The sequence below is a fragment of the Streptomyces sp. NBC_00075 genome (assembly GCF_045041225.1).
In the GTDB taxonomy this organism is placed as follows: Bacteria; Actinomycetota; Actinomycetes; order Streptomycetales; family Streptomycetaceae; genus Streptomyces; species Streptomyces adonidis.
On record NZ_CP108243.1, the window covers coordinates 8,067,960 to 8,084,397 of the forward strand.

Genomic DNA, 16,438 nt, shown 5'->3' on the forward strand with positions numbered 1-16,438 from the left:
GTTCCGTGACGGACGAAGCTGCCGCACTGCGGCAGACCGGCGCCGCGCCGCTGCGTCCCGCCGACCCCGAACGCATCGGCCCCTACGTCCCGTTGGCCCTGCTCGGCAGCGGTGGCATGGGACGGGTCTATCTCGCCCGCCCCTCGGACGACGGCCCCGGCCTCTTCGCCGTCAAGGTGATCCGCCCCGAGTACGCCGAGGACCCCACCTTCCGGCGCCGCTTCGAACACGAGGCCCTGGTCCACGGCCGGGTCCGTACACCGCGTGCGCCGAGGCTGTGCGGTACGGGGTTCCAGGACGAGCTGCTGTGGATGGCCACGGAGTATCTCCCGGCCCTCGATCTGGCGGACGCCGTCCGGGAGGGCGGTGCCCTGGAACCGGGCGCCGTCTGGCGGCTGGTCGCGGAGCTGGGGCAGGCGCTCGCCGACCTGTCGGCCACGGGGATCGTGCACCGGGACCTGAAGCCGTCCAACGTCCTGCTGTCTGTCAGTGGCGCCCATGTCATCGACTTCGGCATCTCCAAGGCCGCCGACGCGAGTTCGATCACCGGCACCGGCAACCGGGTCGGCACACCCGCCTACATGTCCCCGGAGTATCTGCGCACCGGCCACTGCGACGCGGCCTCCGACGTGTTCTCGCTCGCCGGGACACTGATCTACGCGGCGGCGGGCCGGGCCCCCTTCGGCGACGGCACCGGCGTCGACGTGATGCACCGGGTCGCCTTCGAGGAACCCGCCGCCGAGGTCATCGGCGCGATCACGGCAACCGACCCGGCCCTCGGCGCCCTCCTGTCGGCCTGCCTGGCCAAGGAACCCGAACTACGACCGACGCCTGCGGCGCTGATCGAGGCGGCTACGTCCGCCCGGAGGGCGACCGCTGGCACCCCGGCAGCAGAACAGGCCGACGGGGACAGCTTGCGCGGACCTCGCGAGGCGGACTCGGGCTGGCGTGCCGGTGGGCCGGTGGGTGCGGGCGGGCATGCTGGTGGGTCGGCGGATTCGGGCTGGCGTGCTGGTGGGCAGGCGGACCCGAGTGGGCGTGCTGATGGGCAGGCGGATTCGGGCTGGCGTGCTGGTGCACCGGCGGACCCGGGCGGGGGTACCGGCGGGTCGGCGAGGGCGGGCGGACGTGATGGTGTGCCGCCGGGCTCAGGCGGGCGTGGCGGTGGACCGCTGGGCTCGGGCGGACGTGGCGGTGTGCCGGCGGATTCGGACGGGCGTGGCGGTGTACCGGTGGATTCGGACGGGCGTGCTGGCGCGCCGGCGGGCCCGAGTTGGCGTGCTGGTGTGCCGGTGGACCCGAGCCGGAGTGCCGGTGCGTCGGCAGGGGCACATGGGCGTGCCGGTTCCCCCGTCGTCGCGTCCACGTGGCCGGAGCCCCTCCACGCCAGGGTGGTGGAGCGGCAGCGGGCGTACGACGTGCTGTATCGCGTTCCCGTCGCGCGGGCGGCGGAGTTGCGGTCCCCGGGGCACCGGCCGAGCCCGAATCCGGCGCTGCCGGTGCCGGTTCCGGCAGGGGGTGCGGCCCCCGTCCTTCCCGCGAGCCCGGCGGAACCGGTCGGAGTGGCGTCCGCCGAGACGTCCCCGGGGCAGCGGTGGCCGGCGGGACTGGTCGGCTGGGTCCGCAGAAGACCCGTACCGGCCGGGGCGGTTGCCCTCGCCCTGTGTGCCCTGGCCGCGCTGGCCGTCGTACTCGCCCGCCCGGAGGACCGTGCGGCCGCCGCGCCCCCGGGGACGGTCGCGACGGCGTCCGCCGGCACCGCGGTCGAAGCCGGGGCCTCCTCGCCGACGCGGGAGAACGCGGACGGGAAGTCGGTCCCGACCACGTCCGGCAGCGGTACCGAGACCGCCGACGGGCCGGCCGTGCCCTCACAGATCTCCGGCGCCACCGATGACGACGGCGAGGACGCCCCCACGGAGCCCGGCGTCCCCACGGTCACGGCCACCGGCGCCGCCACCGACGGCGGAACGGACAGCGGCACCGGCGCTACGCCCACCGCCACTCCGTCTCCGGTCGTCTCCTCGACCGAACCCGCCACGGCACCCTGGGTCACCGAGTGCACGTACTACGCGGGCAAGGCCCGCACGGAACTCGGAGACTCGGGGAAACGCGTCGAGCAGGTCCAGTGCATCCTGCTGAAGCGCGGGTACGACATCGGCGGCACCGGTGTGGACGGGGTGTTCGGGGCGGGACTGGAGGCCGCCGTGAGCAGTTTCCAGAGCGACAAGGGCCTGGCCGCCGACGGCATCGTGAAGCGGGCGACCTGGCCGGTGCTGCGGGCGACGAAGTGACTCCGCCCCGGTGACAGGGCGGAGTCACAAGGTCTGACCGAGCGTCAGCAGGTCGACCTGTACACGTACTTGCTCACGTTCGCGTCGCCCAGGTTGTCCGCCGTGATCGACACGAACGACGTGCCGATCGTCTTCGTCACCTTCTTGCCCTGGACCGCGTTCACGGCCTCCCGCACGGCCTGCGCGCCGATCTCCTCCGCCTTCTGGGCGATCAGCGCCTGGACCGTGCCCTTCTTCAGCTGCTCGACCTGTGCGGGGCCCGCGTCGAAGCCGACGACCTTGACCTTGCCGACCTTTCCGGCGTCCTTGATGGCGTTGTTGGCGCCGTCGCTCGCCGGGGTGCTGATGGAGAAGATGCCCGCCAGGTCGGGGTCCTTGGAGAGGGAGGCCGCGGTGAGGCGGGCCGCCTCGACGACTCCGCCGCTGGGTGTCGAGGGCTGGACGCCTACGAACGTGATGTCCGGGTACTTCTTGATCTCGGTCTCGAAGCCCTTGATCCGCTGGTCGGCCGTGGTGACACCTGGCGTGCCGCCGATGATGACGACCTTGCCCTTCTCGCCGACCAGCTTGGCCAGGGTGCGGGCCGCCTCCGCGCCGCCCTCCTCGTTGTTGGAGGACACGGCGGACGAGATGAAGCTCGTGTCGTCGAGGCCCGTGTCGGCCGTCACGATCTTGATGCCGGCCTCGTTGGCCTGCTTCAGCGGCGTACCCAGCGCCTTCGAGTCGGTCGGCGCGATGACGATCGCGTTCGGCTTCTTCGCGACCGTGCTGGTGAGGATCGGGGTCTGCGTCGCCGGGTCGAAGGTCGTCGCGCCCTGGACGTCCACCGTCGCGCCGAGCTTCTTGCCCTCGGCCTTCGCCCCGCAACCCAGCGTGTTGTAGAAGGAGTCGGACGCGGTGCCGAGGATGACGGTCACCTTCGGATTGTCGGTCGAGGAGGAGTCGCCGGACCCGCAGGCGGTGACGCCGAGGAGGAGGACGCTCGCGAGGGCGGCGCCTCTGAGGGGGAGGTGGGCGGTCTTCATGGTGCAACTCCATTGGTGCGACGGGGCGTTGAGCGGGGGGCGTTGAGCGGGGACCAGCAAGGGGGACCAGCAATGGGGGGCTTAACGGAGCGTGCGGCGGCGCCGGTTGACGTGGTCGACGTACACGACCCCCGCCAACACCGCGCCGACCGCCACCTGTTGCCAGAACGGCTGGAGGCCGATGATGACCAGGCCGTTGCTCAGCACGGCCGGGATGAGGGACCCGAAGGCGGTGCCCAGGACGCTGCCCACCCCGCCGAAGAGGCTGGTGCCGCCGAGCACGGTGGCGACGATCGCCTGGAGGTTGTCGCCGGTGTGGCCGCCGACGGTGGTGGTGGAGAAGCGGGCCAGGTTGACGTACGCGGCGATCCCGGCGAGGAGTCCACAGAGCGCGTACACCTTGATGAGATGGCGGTCGACGGCGACTCCCGCGCGACGGGCGGCCTCGACGTTGGAGCCGATCGTGCGGGTGTAGGTGCCGAAGCGGGTGAGGCCCAGGACGATCGCGCCGGCGATGGTGAGCCCGATGGCCAGCCACACCGTGTACGGGATGCCCAGGAAGCGGCCGAAGCCGAGGCCGCTGACCAGGGAGTCGGGGACGCCGCGCAGATCGAGGCCGTTGGTCAGCACGAGGGCGCCGCCGCCCGCCGCCGAGAGGGTCGCCAACGTGGCGATCAGCGGCGGGAGTTTGGCCTTCGTGACCAGGAGGCCGTTGAGAACTCCCCAGGCCAGGCCCGTTGCCATCGTTGTCAGCAGACCGGCGAGGAGGGTCACGGGACCGCCCCCGCCCAGCGCCGACATCACCTTCACGCCCACGACCCCGGAGAAGATCAGCACCGAGCCGACCGACAGGTCGATGCCCCCGGTGGTCATCACGAACGTCATCCCGATGGCCAGGACGCAGTAGGAGGCGGCCTCGATGGCGACGCTGCGCAGGTTGTACGCGGTGAGGAAGTTGTCGGGGTAGGCCGCGCCGAACACCGCGAGCAGCACCAGCAGGACGACCAGCGCCAGACTCCGGGTGCCCTTCATGTTGCGCCAGGCGGCGGCGAGGGCCACCGAACGCAGGGGAGGGGCGGAGTCCTCGTCCGGTCCGGCGGACTTCACCTCGGTGGTGGGGGTCGTCATGACTGGTCCTCGCTGTCTGCCGGATCGAGGGCGGGATCGAGGGCGGGATCGGACGCGTCCTCGAAGGTGAGGGCGCCCGTCATGGCGCCGAGCACGTTCTCGCTGGTGGCCGTCGCACCGGACAGCCGGGCCACCCGCTGTCCGAGCCGCAGCACCTCGATACGGTCCGCGTACTCGAAGACGAACGGCAGGTTGTGACTGATCAGGACCACCGCGACGCCCGAGGCCCGGACCCGCTGGATCAGCTGTCCGACCCGTTCCGTCTGTACGACGCCCAGTGCGGCCGTCGGCTCGTCCATCAGCAGCACCCGGTCCGCCCAGTTGACCGCCCGGCCGACCGCGATGCCCTGCCGCTGGCCGCCGGACATCGTGACGACCTGCGCGGCCGTGTCCTGGATGCCGACGCCGAGCGAGCCGAACGCCTCGTCGGCCTTGGCCCGCATGGCCTTCCGGTCCAGGAAGCCGAGCTTCCCGAGCAGGCCGGGGCGCATGATCTCGCGGCCGAGGAAGAGGTTCTCGGCGGGGTCCAGATCGGGCGCGAGCGCCAGATCCTGGTAGACGGTCTCGATGCCCAGGCGGCGGGCGGCGATCGGGTCCGGGATGGTGACGGGCCTGCCGTCGACCCGTATCTCGCCCGCGTCGGGCTGGATCACCCCGGAGATGACCTTGATGGTGGTGCTCTTGCCGGCGCCGTTGTCACCGACCAGCGCGACCACCTCGCCCGGGTAGACGGTGAGCGCGGCCCCGCGCAGCGCCTGGACCTGGCCGTAGCTCTTGACGATGCCGGACAGTTCGAGGACCGGGGTGGCGAGGGCGGTGGCCCCGTGCGGGGACGGGCCGGCCGGAACCGGACCGGCGGGAGTGGGCGTGCTCATGGCTTCTGCTCTCCGCTTCCACGGGGGATCAGTACGGTGCCGAGCTGGACCCGGCGGGGTGGTCCGCTCTGGCCCGCGATCCGGGCCAGCAGCAGTCGGGTGGCCTCGCGGCCCATCTCGCCGGCGTCCCCGGACACGACGGTCACCGGGGTGGGCAGCAGGTCGGCGAACGGGAAGTCGTCGAAGCCGACCAGTGCCGTGTCCTGCCCCGGGCCCATGGCGCGCAGGGCGCCGTGGGTCAGGAAGTTGGTGGTGGTGAACAGGGCCGTGGGGCGCCGCTCCGGGGGCAGTGCGAGGAGTTGGGCGGCGGCCTGCTCGGCCTCCTCCCGGGTGCCGTGCTCCAGGCGGGCGACCAGGGCCTCGTCGGCCTCGCCGAAGGCGGCGCGCATCGCGTCCAGGTAGCCGTCGAGCCGGCGCCCGGTGGTGTAGTGGCTGGCGGCCACGACGACACCGATCCGCCGGTGACCGGCGGCGATCAGATGCTCGGTGGCCTTGCGGGCGCCCCCGTGGTTGTCCAGCAGCACGGTGTCCGCGTCCAGGCCCAGCGCGGGCCGGTCCACGAAGACGACCGGGGTGCCCTGGGCGACCTCGCGGCCGAGATAGCCGTAGTCCATGGCGCCGGGCACGATCAGCAGCCCGGCGACGCGCTGCCCGAGCAGGTCGTCGATGCCCCGGCGCTCGGCCTCGGGGTCCTCGTCGGAGCTGGCCAGCACGACGTTGTGGCCGTGGGCACGGGCCACGCCCATGACACCGTTGGCGATCGAACCGTAGAACGGGTTGGTCAGATCGCCGACCAGCAGCGCGAGCGTGGTGCTGCGCTGACCGGGGCGCAGACTCCGGGCGAGGTCGTTACGGCGGTAACCGGTCTCGTCTATGGCAGCGCGCACCCGCTCCGCGATCGCGGGGGAGACCGTCTCGTCACCGTTGACGAACCGGGAGACGGTCTTGATCGACACCCCGGCGAGGGCGGCGACCTCCCGCATGGTGGGCGTTCGCATGTCCGGCATCACTCCGAAAAGGCTCGCTTCGCGACAAAGGTCGCTACGCGTCGTTGCGTGCCGCACAGCAAACTCCCGTGAAACAACGTTGTCAATGGATCGGAACAGGGATTTTGCACGCCTTGCGCGGTGCGGGGGTCGGTACGTACGCTCCGACAACGTTGTTCCGAAACAACGTTGTCTCAGTGCGTGACGGAGTACGTGGAGGGTGACCATGCGGGATGCGAACGACCCGGAGGACGGGCTGCCGGAAGGCCTCCGTGCCCTGCGCGCCGACGTCCACCGCGAGCTGCGCGCCCTCGCCCCGCGTGCCGCCGACCGCTTCACCGGGCTGCTCACCGGCACCTGGGGCCGGGCCATGCGCCCGCAGCCCGACGGCGAGGTCTTCGTCCTCACCGGCGACATCCCCGCGATGTGGCTGCGCGACAGCACCGCCCAGGTCCGCCCCTACCTCCTCGCCGCCGACGACCCGGCCGTCGCCGCCGCGCTCACCGGCGTACTGCGCCGCCAACTGCGGTACGTCCTCGCCGACCCGTACGCCAACGCCTTCAACGCCGAACCCGACGGCTCCGGCGCGGGGTACGTCGACGATCCGGTCCCCGACCCGCTGGTGTGGGAGCAGAAGTACGAGATCGACTCGCTGTGCGCCCCGCTCCACCTGGCGTACGGCATCTGGCGGGCCACCGGCAGCCTCGGCCACCTCACCGCCGACGACCGCTTCGTCCGAGCCGCCCGCCGGATCATCGCCCTGTGGCGGGTCGAGCAGGACCACGAGAACAGTTCGCCGTACGAGTTCCGGCGCGAGGGCGACTGGGAGTACGACATCCTGGCCCGCGACGGCCGGGGCGCGCCGACCGCGCCCACCGGGATGACCTGGTCCGGTTTCCGCCCCAGCGACGACCGCTGCCAGTACGGCTATCTGGTCCCGTCCAACGCCATGGCGGCCGTCGCGCTGAGCGGCCTCGCCGAACTCGCGACGGCGATCGGAGACCTCGACCTCGCCGCCGACGCCACGGCCCTCTCGGGTGAGATCGCCACCGGGGTACGTACGCACGGGGTGACCGCAGGGGCAGACCCTGCGGTGTACGCGTACGAAGTCGACGGTCTCGGCGGGCAGTTGCTGATGGACGACGCCAACATCCCGAGCCTGCTCTCGCTGCCCTACCTCGGCTGGTGCGACCCGGGCGACCAGCTCTACCTGCGCACCCGCGAGTTCGTCCTCAGCGACGCCAACCCCTTCCACTACACGGGCAGTTCGGCTTCAGGCATCGGCAGCCCGCACACCCCGCCCGGCCACGTCTGGCCGCTCTCCCTCACCATGCAGGCGCTGACCAGCGACGACGAGGCCGAACGGGTCCGCCTCGCCGAACTGCTGCTGCGCACCGACGCGGGCACCGGCTCCATGCACGAGAGCTTCCACGTCGACGACCCCGCGACCTTCACACGCCCCTGGTTCGGCTGGGGCGACGCCCTCTTCGCCGAGCTGCTGCTCGACCTCACCGGACGGTCCACCGCGCGTCTGCATCCCCGGCTGCCCGTGACCGAACGGCCCGCACGGTAAGGCCACTTACGCCCTGCCCGCGCCCGCGCTCGCTTACGATCGCGGGCGTGTGCGCAAACATTGTGGTCGCCGAAGACGACGCGAAACAGGCCGAACTGGTGCGCCGCTATCTGGAGCACGAGGGTCACACCGTCACGGTCGTCGAGGACGGCCGGACCGCTCTCGACACGGTCCGGCACCAGGAACCCGACCTGGTCGTCCTCGACGTGATGATGCCCAGAGCCGACGGCCTCGACGTCGTACGGATCCTGCGCGCCGAACGCCGCGAGGTCCCGGTGCTGATGCTGACGGCCCGCAGCACCGAGGACGATCTGCTGCTCGGCCTCGACCTCGGCGCCGACGACTACATGACCAAGCCGTTCAGCCCGCGCGAACTGACGGCCCGCGTACGGACGTTGCTGCGCCGCAACCGGCGCGGCACCGACCCGGCCACCGAACCCGTACCCGCGCCCGAGCCCGAAACGGCCCCGGACGAGAAGGTGTTGGCGGTCGGCGCGCTCAAGGTCGATCCGGCCCGGCACGAAGTGTCGGTCGGCGGTACGGCAGTTGAGTGCACGCCCGGTGAGTTCCGTATCCTCGCGGCGATGGCGGCCGAGCCAGGGCGGGTCTTCACCAGGGCGCGGCTCCTGGAGGAACTGCACGGCTTCGACAAGTACATCAGCGGCCGGACCGTCGACGTGCACATCATGAACCTGCGCAAGAAGATCGAGCGCGCCCCGCGCAGGCCGTCCCGGATCATCACCGTCTTCGGCGTCGGCTACAAGCTGACGGACCCCGCGAAGAGCGTGCGCCATGCGTCGTCCTGAGCAGAAGGAGGGCGCGGGGGGTGAGACGAAGGGCCGGTTGCCGCTCCGGAAGAGTCTGGCCGGGCGGCTGTTGACCGTGACCGCGCTGGTCGCCTCGTGCTCGGTCGCCGCCACCGCCTGGCTCGCCGTGCAGACGACCTCCGTCGCGATCCGGCAGGAGCAGGGGCAGAACCTCAAGTCCGACGCGAAGATCTACGACACCCTGCTCGGCTACGCGGCCACCCACCCCGGCTGGGAGGGCGTCGACGCGACCGTGCGCGAACTGGCCCGGCAGTCCGGGCGCCGGATCGTGCTCACCACCGAGGACCGGCGCCCGTTCGCCGACTCCGCGAACTCGGGCTCCAAGGACGGCGGTTCGTCGTCGGCCTCGCTCGCCTCGCAGCCCTCGGCGGTCGTCGACCCGCTCTCCGTCGACACCGTGCTGGTGCCCGACGCCGCCGAGACCGGCGCGGACCGTGTCGACCCACGGGCCGTGGGGCCGTTCCGGCTGCCCGCGAAGGAACGTTCCGCTCTGCGGAAGGCCTCCCAGGGAAGGGTGGCGTGCCTCAGCCAGATGGGGATCGCCGCGGACATCGTCGAGAGCCCCGGCGGACGGCCCCGCGTCCAGTTCGTCAGCAACGAGACCGACAACGCGGCCGAGGACGAGATCGCCCGCTCCATGGAAGCGAAGTGTCTGGACTCCTACCCGGTGTCCCCCACCCCGACCGAGCGGAAGGCCCTGCGCGCCCTCAACCAGCTCGCCGACTCCTGCCTGGAACGCCAGGACCGTACGGGCGTGACCCTGAACCTGGACCTGTCCTGGGACCGGAGCTGGGGATACGGGCAGGACGGCGTGAGCCGCGTCGCCGAGGACGGCACCGACAAGCTGACGGCGGAGGAAGCGGCGGAGGCCGAGATGCTGGCGGCCAAGATCGCGGGGGACGCCAGGGCCGCCAAGGCCTCCGCAGCCGCCGAGGCGGCGGAGGCCGCTGAAGCCGCCAAGCGGAAGGCTGCGGCCGGCGGCGAGGTCTACGACATCCCCGCCGAGGTCCGGGGGAGCGGCTACGACCGGGCCATCGCCGCCTGTGTCGTCAGCGCCCGCCGCGAGCAGCTCACCGCCTATGTCGCCGAGCCCGCACTGCTGTTCATCGACGGCCCCGGCGCCGCCGGCGTGCCCGGCCTCGACCTCTCCCCGGCCAACACCGCCCGGATCGCCGGGGTCACCGCCCTGGTCCTCGCCCTCACCGTCGGCGCCTCGGTGCTCGCGGGAGGCAGGCTCGTACGCCCGTTGCACGCGCTCACCGGCGCCGCGCAGCGGATGCGGGACGGTCTCGACTCGACGCCGGTGCCCGTGCCCGTCGGCTCCGACAACGAGATCGGGCGGCTGACGGCGGCCTTCAACGACATGGCCGCGCACCGGGCCCGCCTGGAGGAGCAGCGGAAGGTGATGGTCAGCGATGTCGCCCATGAGCTGCGTACGCCGCTGAGCAACATCCGGGGCTGGCTGGAGGCCGCTCATGACGGACTGGCCGACCCCGACCCGGCGTTCGTCTCCTCGCTCCTGGAGGAGGCGGTGCAGCTCCAGCACCTCATCAACGACCTCCAGGACCTGGGCGCGGCCGACGCGGGCGCCCTGCGACTGCACCGCAAGCCGGTACGGGTCGACGAGCTGCTCGGCCAGGTCGCCTCCGCACACCAGGGGTTGGCCGAGAAGGCGGGTGTCACTCTCGCCGTCGCGACGGCGCCCGAGGGCGCGCCCGGCCTCCCGCTCCTCGACGCCGACCCCGTACGGCTGCGCCAGGCCGTCAGCAACCTGCTCTCCAACGCGGTACGCCACACACCGTCCGGCGGCACGGTGACCCTGCGCCCGTACGTCACCGGTCCCGGGGACGAGGTCGCCGTGGAGGTGTCCGACACCGGCAGCGGCATCCCGGCGGCCGATCTCCCGTACGTCTTCGACCGGTTCTGGCGGGCGGAGAAGTCCCGCAACCGCAGCACCGGCGGCAGCGGACTCGGCCTGGCGATCGTCCTCAAGCTCGCCGAGGCGCACGGCGGCACGGTCGACGTGGTGAGCGAGGAGGGGAAGGGGGCCACCTTCACCCTGCGGCTGCCGGCAGCGGGTACGAAGGGGACCCCGGCCGACCCTGATGGGATGACCACGGCGATCTGACAGGTTCCTCACAACTGGCCGTCAGGGTGGGGCCATGCCCGGAACCTGGTGCGGATCGAGCACCCAGGTACGACCAAGGCCGGGCTGGAACTGGAGTCTCAAATGTCCCGCCGTCTCACCCTGCGCCCGCTGAGCACCCTTCGTATCGCCGTGCTGACCGGCGTCGCGGCCGGCGCACTGCTCGTCCCGGCCTCCGCGGCCTTCGCCACCGACCCGACCCCGACGCCGGGCGCGACCGATCTGACCCCGGCCGACAAGGAGGCACTGGCGAAGAAGAAGGCCGAGGACGCGAGGGCGCTCAAGGAGGCCGAGGCCCGGAAGGCCCAGGAGGCCAAGAAGCTCGGCAAGGACTATCCGCGGGGCGGTGTCGCCGCGGGTGAGGAGCCGGCCGGTGACAACACCGGCACGCTGATCGGGTCGGCCACGGGGGCGCTGCTTCTCGCTGGCGCCGGCACCTATGTGGTTCGGCGCCGCACCAGCGCGCGTCGCTGAGCACGCCGCTGCGCGGTGCGTCGTTGCTCGTCTGCGGCGCCGTCGTGGCTGGTCGCGCCCCGCGGCGGAGCCGCATATCAACACAGCCCCGCGCCCCTTTGGGGCGCTGCCGAACGCTGATTCGGCAGCACTTCCTCTTGTACGAAACGGTGGCGCCGTCCTTCATCGGGCGGCGCCACGCGTGTTACCGCACTCAGCACCCTCGCTCTGGAGCCCGCGTTGCCCTCTGCACTCCGTCCGGCCCTCGTTCTGCTCATGTTTGTCACCCTGCTCTCCGGCTGTTCGTCCGCGCCCGACCCGGGACTGCGGGTCGCGCCCACCGCCTCGGCGCCCGAACGGGCCGAGGAGTCCCAGGAGTCCGTGACCTCCACGGCGCCCGAGGAGCGTGCCGCTCCGGCCGAGGTCGCCGTTCCCTCCCTCGGGATCGCCAGTTCGCTGATGGAGCTGGGACTGAACACGGACGGGACGGTCGAGGTCCCGCCGGCCGAGAAGGGGATGACCGCCGGCTGGTACACGGGCGGTGCCGTGCCCGGTGAGGTCGGCGCGGCCGTCGTCATCGGCCACAACGACACCCGCTTCGGCAAGGCCGTCTTCCACGACCTCAAGAAGATCACCAAGGGTGCGGACATCACCGTCACCGACGCGAGCGGCGACGCGGCCCACTTCACCGTCACGGACACGGAGAGCGTCGGCAAGAACGCCTTCCCCACGGAGAAGGTCTACGGCCCGACCCAGGACCGTGCCCTGCGGCTCATCACCTGCGACGGCGACTTCGACGCACAGGGCCATCCGGTGAACAACCTCATCGTCTACGCGACGCTCAGCTGAGGGCCGTATGCGGAACATCACATGCCGGATTCGTCCTGACGTCACGAGTAACGTCCAAACGGTCCCTGCCTGAACTCTCAAGTAATGGCCATGACTTGTTCCGATGCGTACTCCAACTGTCCCTTCAGCACCTACTCTCCCCCCAAGTCCATATACGGAGCACAGGGCAACAGGGCAACAGGCGAGCTGAGGACAATGGAGCCACTTCGTCCCACGGATCCGGAGCAACTGGGGCCGTACCGTACTGTCGCGCGACTCGGCGCCGGGGGGATGGGGGAGGTCTTCCTCGCCAAGGACGACCGGCAACAGACCGTGGCCGTCAAGGTCATCCGCCCGGAACTTGCCTCCGGCAAGGCCTTCCGCAACCGCTTCCGCCGCGAGGTCGACGCGGCGCGCGCGGTGAGCGGCACCTATACGGCGTCCGTCGTGGACGCCGACCCGGACGGGCCCGTCCCCTGGCTGGCCACCACGCACATCCTCGGCCCGACGCTCGCCGAGGCGGTCGAGGCGTACGGGCCGCTGCCGCAGCGATCCGTCCTGGCCCTCGGGGCCGGGCTCGCCGAGGCGCTGATCGCCGTACACTCCGCGGGACTTGTGCACCGCGACCTCAAACCGTCCAACGTGCTGCTCTCCGCCGAGGGTCCGCGCGTCATCGACTTCGGTATCGTCCGGGCCACCGACGGTTACGAACTCACCCTGTCCGGCGTGCTGTTGGGCTCCCCGCGGTACATGTGCCCCGAGCACGCCACCGGCGACCCGATGGGCCCGGCGGGGGACGTGTTCTGTCTCGGCTCGGTGCTGGCCTACGCGGCGACCGGGAAGTCGCCCTTCGACGGCTCGTCGGCGGCCACCCTGCTCTACCAGGTGGTGCACGGCACGCCCGATCTGACGAGGGTCCAGGAGCCGCTGGACACGATCATCGGGCTCTGTCTGGAGAAGTCCCCGGGGGCCCGGCCCAGCCCGGACCGGGTGTCGGCGGCGTGCGCGCCCGGCGGCGCCGACGCGCTGGACTGGGACGACTGGCTGCCGGAGGCCGTTCTCGACTCGATCGGACGGCAGGCCGCCGCCCTGATGGACCTGGACCTGGGGGGAGACGGCAGGACGGGCGTCCGTGAGCGGGAGGCAGCCCGCGTCGGTGCCACAGCCACCCCCGGCGGCCCCGGATCCGGCCCCGGGAGCGTCCGAGTGGACCCGCGCCTGGCGGCGGTCCAGCGACTGATCACGGAGCGCCGCCCGAGCGGCCCTCACCCCGTGGTCTTCCCCGATCACCCCGAACACCCGGAACACCCGGAGCACTCCGAGCACGCGGGACATCCCGAGTCCCCGGCACGGCCGAAGCCCGGCCCGACACGCGAGCAGACCCCCGCGCCGTCGCCCGCCCAGTCGCCCGAGCGGGGCACCCATCGCGCCCGGCGCTCCCTGCGGCCCGACCCCTCCCGCCGCAGAATCCTCACGGCCGGCGCGCTCGCCGTGGGCACCGGCTTCGCCGCACTGCTCCACGGCTCGAACGGCCGGTCGGGCGGCGGTGTGGCGGCACCGTCCGGCAGCGCGCCGGAACCGCTGTGGACGTACCGGAGCGACCCGCTCGTCCAGGCACCGGCGGTCTTCTACAACGACACGGCCCTGCTGAAGACACAGTCGGGCACGTTGTTCAGCCTCGGCCTCGCCGACGGCACCAGTCCCCGCTGGATCTACCGGGGCATCAGCCAGTCGCCCACCTCGCCCCTGCTCGTCTCGGACGTCGTCGTCGCCCTCGGCACCGGCGCGACCGTGATCGGCGTCGACCCGGTCACGGGCGCCGAGCGGTACGCGCTGGACTTCGGGACGGACTTCCGCTTCGACGCCCTGCTCGGCGGGGTCGGCGACACCGTCACCATCGTCGGCCTGCGGTTCGACCGCGAGGATACTCCGGACGGGGCGCAGGGGTCGGCCACGTCGACGAACGTCGTCCTCGGTACGAACCTGGGGGCGCGTCTCGCGAGTGTCATCCCGATCAGCGCGCAGGACATCGGCCTCGACCTGAAGCCGCTCATCGACGCCGGTCACTTCGTCTACATCGACGGCCTGCACCGTCTCACGGCCCGGGGCACCGACGGGCGCGGCAGTGTGCTGTGGAGCCAGCCCATGGCGTCCGAGTCGGAGACCCGGTCCGTCCCGGTGGTGCTCGGCAGGACCGTCTTCGCCGCCGACAACGAGCTGATCGCCGTGGACCTGGAGTCCGGTGCGCTGCGCTGGCGGGTGCGGGCGGAGAACGGCGGCTTCGCGTCCGTCGCCGCCGCGGAGGACACGGTGTACTGCACGACGAGGAACCCGCACGGCGTCGAGGCGTTCGACGCCGTGACCGGTGCCCGGCGCTGGTTCCGGGAGACGCCCCGGCTCGACCTGGAGAACCCCCTCGTCGCGGGCGGCAGCGCGGTCTTCGTCACGGCCGCGGCCAACAAGAACGGGTTCTACGCGATCGACGCCCGACGGGGCGAGCTGCTCTGGAACTTCACCGACGGCCGGGACACCGGCATCAACGACTGGCAGCTCTCCTGCGATCCGGGCGTCGGCAGTGACCACCCGCTGATCGCCCAGCACTTCGACAGGGTGTACGCGCTGCCGATGCCTCACAGCTGAAAGGCATCGTCAGCGGCGCTACTCTCCGGCGCCCGGGTCCTCCGCCCAGGCGGCGGAGGGCTCGGGGGTGCCCTCCGCGAAGGCCGGGGCCTGGAAGGGGTTGATCACCGGGGTGGGGGTGTCGGTCCTCTCGTGGACCGGAAGCTGTTCCGGTGCGGAGAAGAGTGAGGTCGTTCCTACGGCTGAGTTCACAGAACGGTCAGCTTGGCGTAGGGGCTGGTGATCCGCTGCTGCATTCCGCCGAAGTCGACGAGCACCGCGATGCCGTCCTCGACAGTGGTCACTCGGCCGAGGCCGAACACATCGTGAGTGACCCGGTCTCCTACCGCGAACCGCTTGGCAGGTGGTGCCACAGGGGCTTTGAAGGGGCTGGTGGGCAGATGGGCCTTTGTCGCCGCTGTTTTAGTCATTGTGACGCCAGTATGCTCCGCTCCGGACCGGCGTGGGCCGTGTGCGCACTACCTGCTCTCGCCGCCCGCACCTCCGTCCGATCCTCGAACGAGGCTGCGAACGGTGCGAGATCCCGCCCGTCGGCGAAGAATACGCAGGTCAGGGTGGCTGCGGCGGGCCAGGGTGAGTTCCCGCACAGGCTGGTCGGGCGGGACGGGCCCGCGCAGAGCAATCATGAAGAGTTATCGTTCGGTAGCCACCCGGGGCCCGGCACTCGGCCCTGGCCGACCCTCAAACGACCCCGGCCGGCCGTCGCACGGCCAGGTTCCCGGCGATCAGAGGCACTTGGCCAAGAGCGGCGACAGGCGGGCAGGTCCGCTCATTCCCGCCCCGACGCGCACACCGCCAGCACCCCCACCACCACGGCCGCGACCAGCAGCGGAATCCCCAGGCCGTGATGGAGGAACAGCCACGCGCCGAGCAGCGCGCCCAGGGCCATCGCGGCCACCGACGCCGAGCGGCGCGGTGAGTGTCTGCCCGTGCCACCGGCCGCGCGGGAGTCGGCGGCGAGGCCGGTGAGGGTCATCGTCAGGACGGTGGTCGTCAGATCGGGGACGCCCAGTCTGCGTACCGTCGCGTTGCGCAGGCCCATCGCGAAGGCGGTGACCGCGATCAGGGTGTAGACGGTGGCGGTCGCGTCCGGCGCGGCGAAGGCGACCGCCGAGGACGCGCCCAGGAACACCGCCTCGACGGCGAGGGTCACCCGGGCCCACCTCCGGCGCGACCCGCCGCCCAGCCGCCCCGCGACCCGCCCGCCGGCCACCGCGCCCACCACGAACGACGCCAGCGACACCAGCGTGTGCGGTACGGAGAAGCCGGGCGCCCCGGCGGCGGCGAAGCCCAGCACGACGACGTTGCCGGTCATGTTCGCCGTGAAGACATGCCCGAGCCCGAGATAACTCACGGCATCGATCAGCCCACTGACCACCGTCAGCACCAGCAGCACGACGACGAGACGCAGCCCGCGCGATTCGGGGTCGTACGACGACGGTGACGGCTGGGACGGCCCGGCGGCCTCGGCACTCATCGGGCCAGTCCACCACGAGGGGCTCTCGACGGGGCTGCGGTGAGCTCTTGAGGGGCGCGGGGCTGTATCGAATTGCGGCTACCGCCGCGCGGGCGCGACCAGCCACGACGGGCCCGCAGGCAGCGGATGCCCGGATGCGACGAAGAAACGACGGCCCCCGACTCAGGAGAGTCGGGGGCCGTCGCCCCA

General features: G+C 71.9%; 14 protein-coding genes. 7 read left to right on the plus strand and 7 right to left on the minus strand.

Annotated elements, in window-relative coordinates; translation table 11 throughout:
- Positions 1–5 precede the first annotated feature (5 nt).
- Positions 6–2,291 (plus strand): protein kinase domain-containing protein, encoded by a 2,286-nt coding sequence (locus tag OG787_RS35370; RefSeq protein ID WP_405537930.1) that lies wholly within the window; start codon positions 6–8, stop codon positions 2,289–2,291.
- Between the two features lie 44 nt (positions 2,292–2,335).
- Here OG787_RS35370 and OG787_RS35375 read toward each other — a convergent pair whose 3' ends face one another.
- The 4 genes from OG787_RS35375 to OG787_RS35390 all read right to left on the minus strand — a co-directional run bounded on the left by OG787_RS35375 (position 2,336) and on the right by OG787_RS35390 (position 6,317).
- On the minus strand, positions 2,336–3,316 hold the full coding sequence (locus tag OG787_RS35375) for an ABC transporter substrate-binding protein (protein WP_369034509.1): 981 nt from the start codon (positions 3,314–3,316) through the stop codon (positions 2,336–2,338).
- Positions 3,317–3,397: 81 nt separating this feature from the next.
- On the minus strand, positions 3,398–4,444 hold the full coding sequence (locus tag OG787_RS35380) for an ABC transporter permease (protein ID WP_369034508.1): 1,047 nt from the start codon (positions 4,442–4,444) through the stop codon (positions 3,398–3,400).
- The gene (locus tag OG787_RS35385; protein WP_405537932.1) at positions 4,441–5,319 is read right to left on the minus strand and encodes an ATP-binding cassette domain-containing protein; all 879 of its coding nucleotides are present in this window, start codon (positions 5,317–5,319) and stop codon (positions 4,441–4,443) included. Before OG787_RS35385 ends, OG787_RS35380 begins: the two co-directional genes overlap by 4 nt.
- A complete protein-coding gene (locus OG787_RS35390) occupies positions 5,316–6,317 on the minus strand; it encodes a LacI family DNA-binding transcriptional regulator (protein ID WP_405537933.1) in 1,002 nt (333 codons plus the stop codon). The genes OG787_RS35385 and OG787_RS35390 overlap by 4 nt, the downstream gene beginning before the upstream one ends.
- A 214-nt stretch (positions 6,318–6,531) precedes the next feature.
- Between OG787_RS35390 and OG787_RS35395 the strand changes: the two genes are divergently transcribed.
- The 6 genes from OG787_RS35395 (at position 6,532) to OG787_RS35420 (ending at position 14,772) form a co-directional block, all read left to right on the plus strand.
- Positions 6,532–7,878 (plus strand): glycoside hydrolase family 125 protein, encoded by a 1,347-nt coding sequence (locus tag OG787_RS35395; protein ID WP_369034505.1) that lies wholly within the window; start codon positions 6,532–6,534, stop codon positions 7,876–7,878.
- A 47-nt stretch (positions 7,879–7,925) separates the two neighbouring features.
- The gene (locus tag OG787_RS35400) at positions 7,926–8,684 is read left to right on the plus strand and encodes a response regulator transcription factor (protein WP_405537934.1); all 759 of its coding nucleotides are present in this window, start codon (positions 7,926–7,928) and stop codon (positions 8,682–8,684) included.
- A complete protein-coding gene (locus OG787_RS35405) occupies positions 8,671–10,833 on the plus strand; it encodes a sensor histidine kinase (RefSeq protein WP_405537935.1) in 2,163 nt (720 codons plus the stop codon). Before OG787_RS35400 ends, OG787_RS35405 begins: the two co-directional genes overlap by 14 nt.
- A gap of 102 nt (positions 10,834–10,935) precedes the next feature.
- A complete protein-coding gene (locus OG787_RS35410) occupies positions 10,936–11,325 on the plus strand; it encodes a sortase-dependent protein (protein WP_369034502.1) in 390 nt (129 codons plus the stop codon).
- Between the two features lie 255 nt (positions 11,326–11,580).
- Positions 11,581–12,153 carry a class F sortase gene (locus tag OG787_RS35415; RefSeq protein ID WP_369034501.1) on the plus strand — a complete coding sequence of 191 codons (573 nt, stop codon included), beginning with the start codon at positions 11,581–11,583 and terminating at the stop codon, positions 12,151–12,153.
- Between the two features lie 270 nt (positions 12,154–12,423).
- Complete coding sequence (locus OG787_RS35420; protein WP_405537936.1) at positions 12,424–14,772, plus strand: protein kinase domain-containing protein; 2,349 nt, start codon at positions 12,424–12,426, stop codon at positions 14,770–14,772.
- Positions 14,773–14,790: 18 nt separating this feature from the next.
- On the opposite strand, the gene OG787_RS35425 is transcribed toward OG787_RS35420, so the two are convergent.
- From OG787_RS35425 to OG787_RS35435, 3 genes are all read right to left on the minus strand, one after another.
- Positions 14,791–14,964 (minus strand): hypothetical protein, encoded by a 174-nt coding sequence (locus OG787_RS35425; RefSeq protein WP_369034499.1) that lies wholly within the window; start codon positions 14,962–14,964, stop codon positions 14,791–14,793.
- Positions 14,961–15,182: a hypothetical protein gene (locus tag OG787_RS35430; RefSeq protein ID WP_235479498.1), complete on the minus strand. Its 222-nt coding sequence runs from the start codon at positions 15,180–15,182 to the stop codon at positions 14,961–14,963. The genes OG787_RS35425 and OG787_RS35430 overlap by 4 nt, the downstream gene beginning before the upstream one ends.
- A gap of 359 nt (positions 15,183–15,541) precedes the next feature.
- Positions 15,542–16,249 carry a YoaK family protein gene (locus tag OG787_RS35435; RefSeq protein WP_369034498.1) on the minus strand — a complete coding sequence of 236 codons (708 nt, stop codon included), beginning with the start codon at positions 16,247–16,249 and terminating at the stop codon, positions 15,542–15,544.
- Positions 16,250–16,438 lie beyond the last annotated feature (189 nt).

Excerpts from the sequence above, each read along its gene's own strand:
- OG787_RS35395 (WP_369034505.1), top strand. The coding sequence starts at position 6,532 with ATGCGGGATGCGAACGACCCGGAGGACGGGCTGCCGGAAGGCCTCCGT.
- OG787_RS35430 (WP_235479498.1), bottom strand. The coding sequence starts at position 15,182 with ATGACTAAAACAGCGGCGACAAAGGCCCATCTGCCCACCAGCCCCTTC.
- OG787_RS35415 (WP_369034501.1), top strand. The coding sequence starts at position 11,581 with ATGTTTGTCACCCTGCTCTCCGGCTGTTCGTCCGCGCCCGACCCGGGA.
- OG787_RS35410 (WP_369034502.1), top strand. The coding sequence starts at position 10,936 with ATGTCCCGCCGTCTCACCCTGCGCCCGCTGAGCACCCTTCGTATCGCC.
- OG787_RS35380 (WP_369034508.1), bottom strand. The coding sequence starts at position 4,444 with ATGACGACCCCCACCACCGAGGTGAAGTCCGCCGGACCGGACGAGGAC.
- OG787_RS35435 (WP_369034498.1), bottom strand. The coding sequence starts at position 16,249 with ATGAGTGCCGAGGCCGCCGGGCCGTCCCAGCCGTCACCGTCGTCGTAC.
- OG787_RS35375 (WP_369034509.1), bottom strand. The coding sequence starts at position 3,316 with ATGAAGACCGCCCACCTCCCCCTCAGAGGCGCCGCCCTCGCGAGCGTC.
- OG787_RS35385 (WP_405537932.1), bottom strand. The coding sequence starts at position 5,319 with ATGAGCACGCCCACTCCCGCCGGTCCGGTTCCGGCCGGCCCGTCCCCG.
- OG787_RS35420 (WP_405537936.1), top strand. The coding sequence starts at position 12,424 with ATGGGGGAGGTCTTCCTCGCCAAGGACGACCGGCAACAGACCGTGGCC.
- OG787_RS35390 (WP_405537933.1), bottom strand. The coding sequence starts at position 6,317 with ATGCGAACGCCCACCATGCGGGAGGTCGCCGCCCTCGCCGGGGTGTCG.
- OG787_RS35405 (WP_405537935.1), top strand. The coding sequence starts at position 8,671 with ATGCGTCGTCCTGAGCAGAAGGAGGGCGCGGGGGGTGAGACGAAGGGC.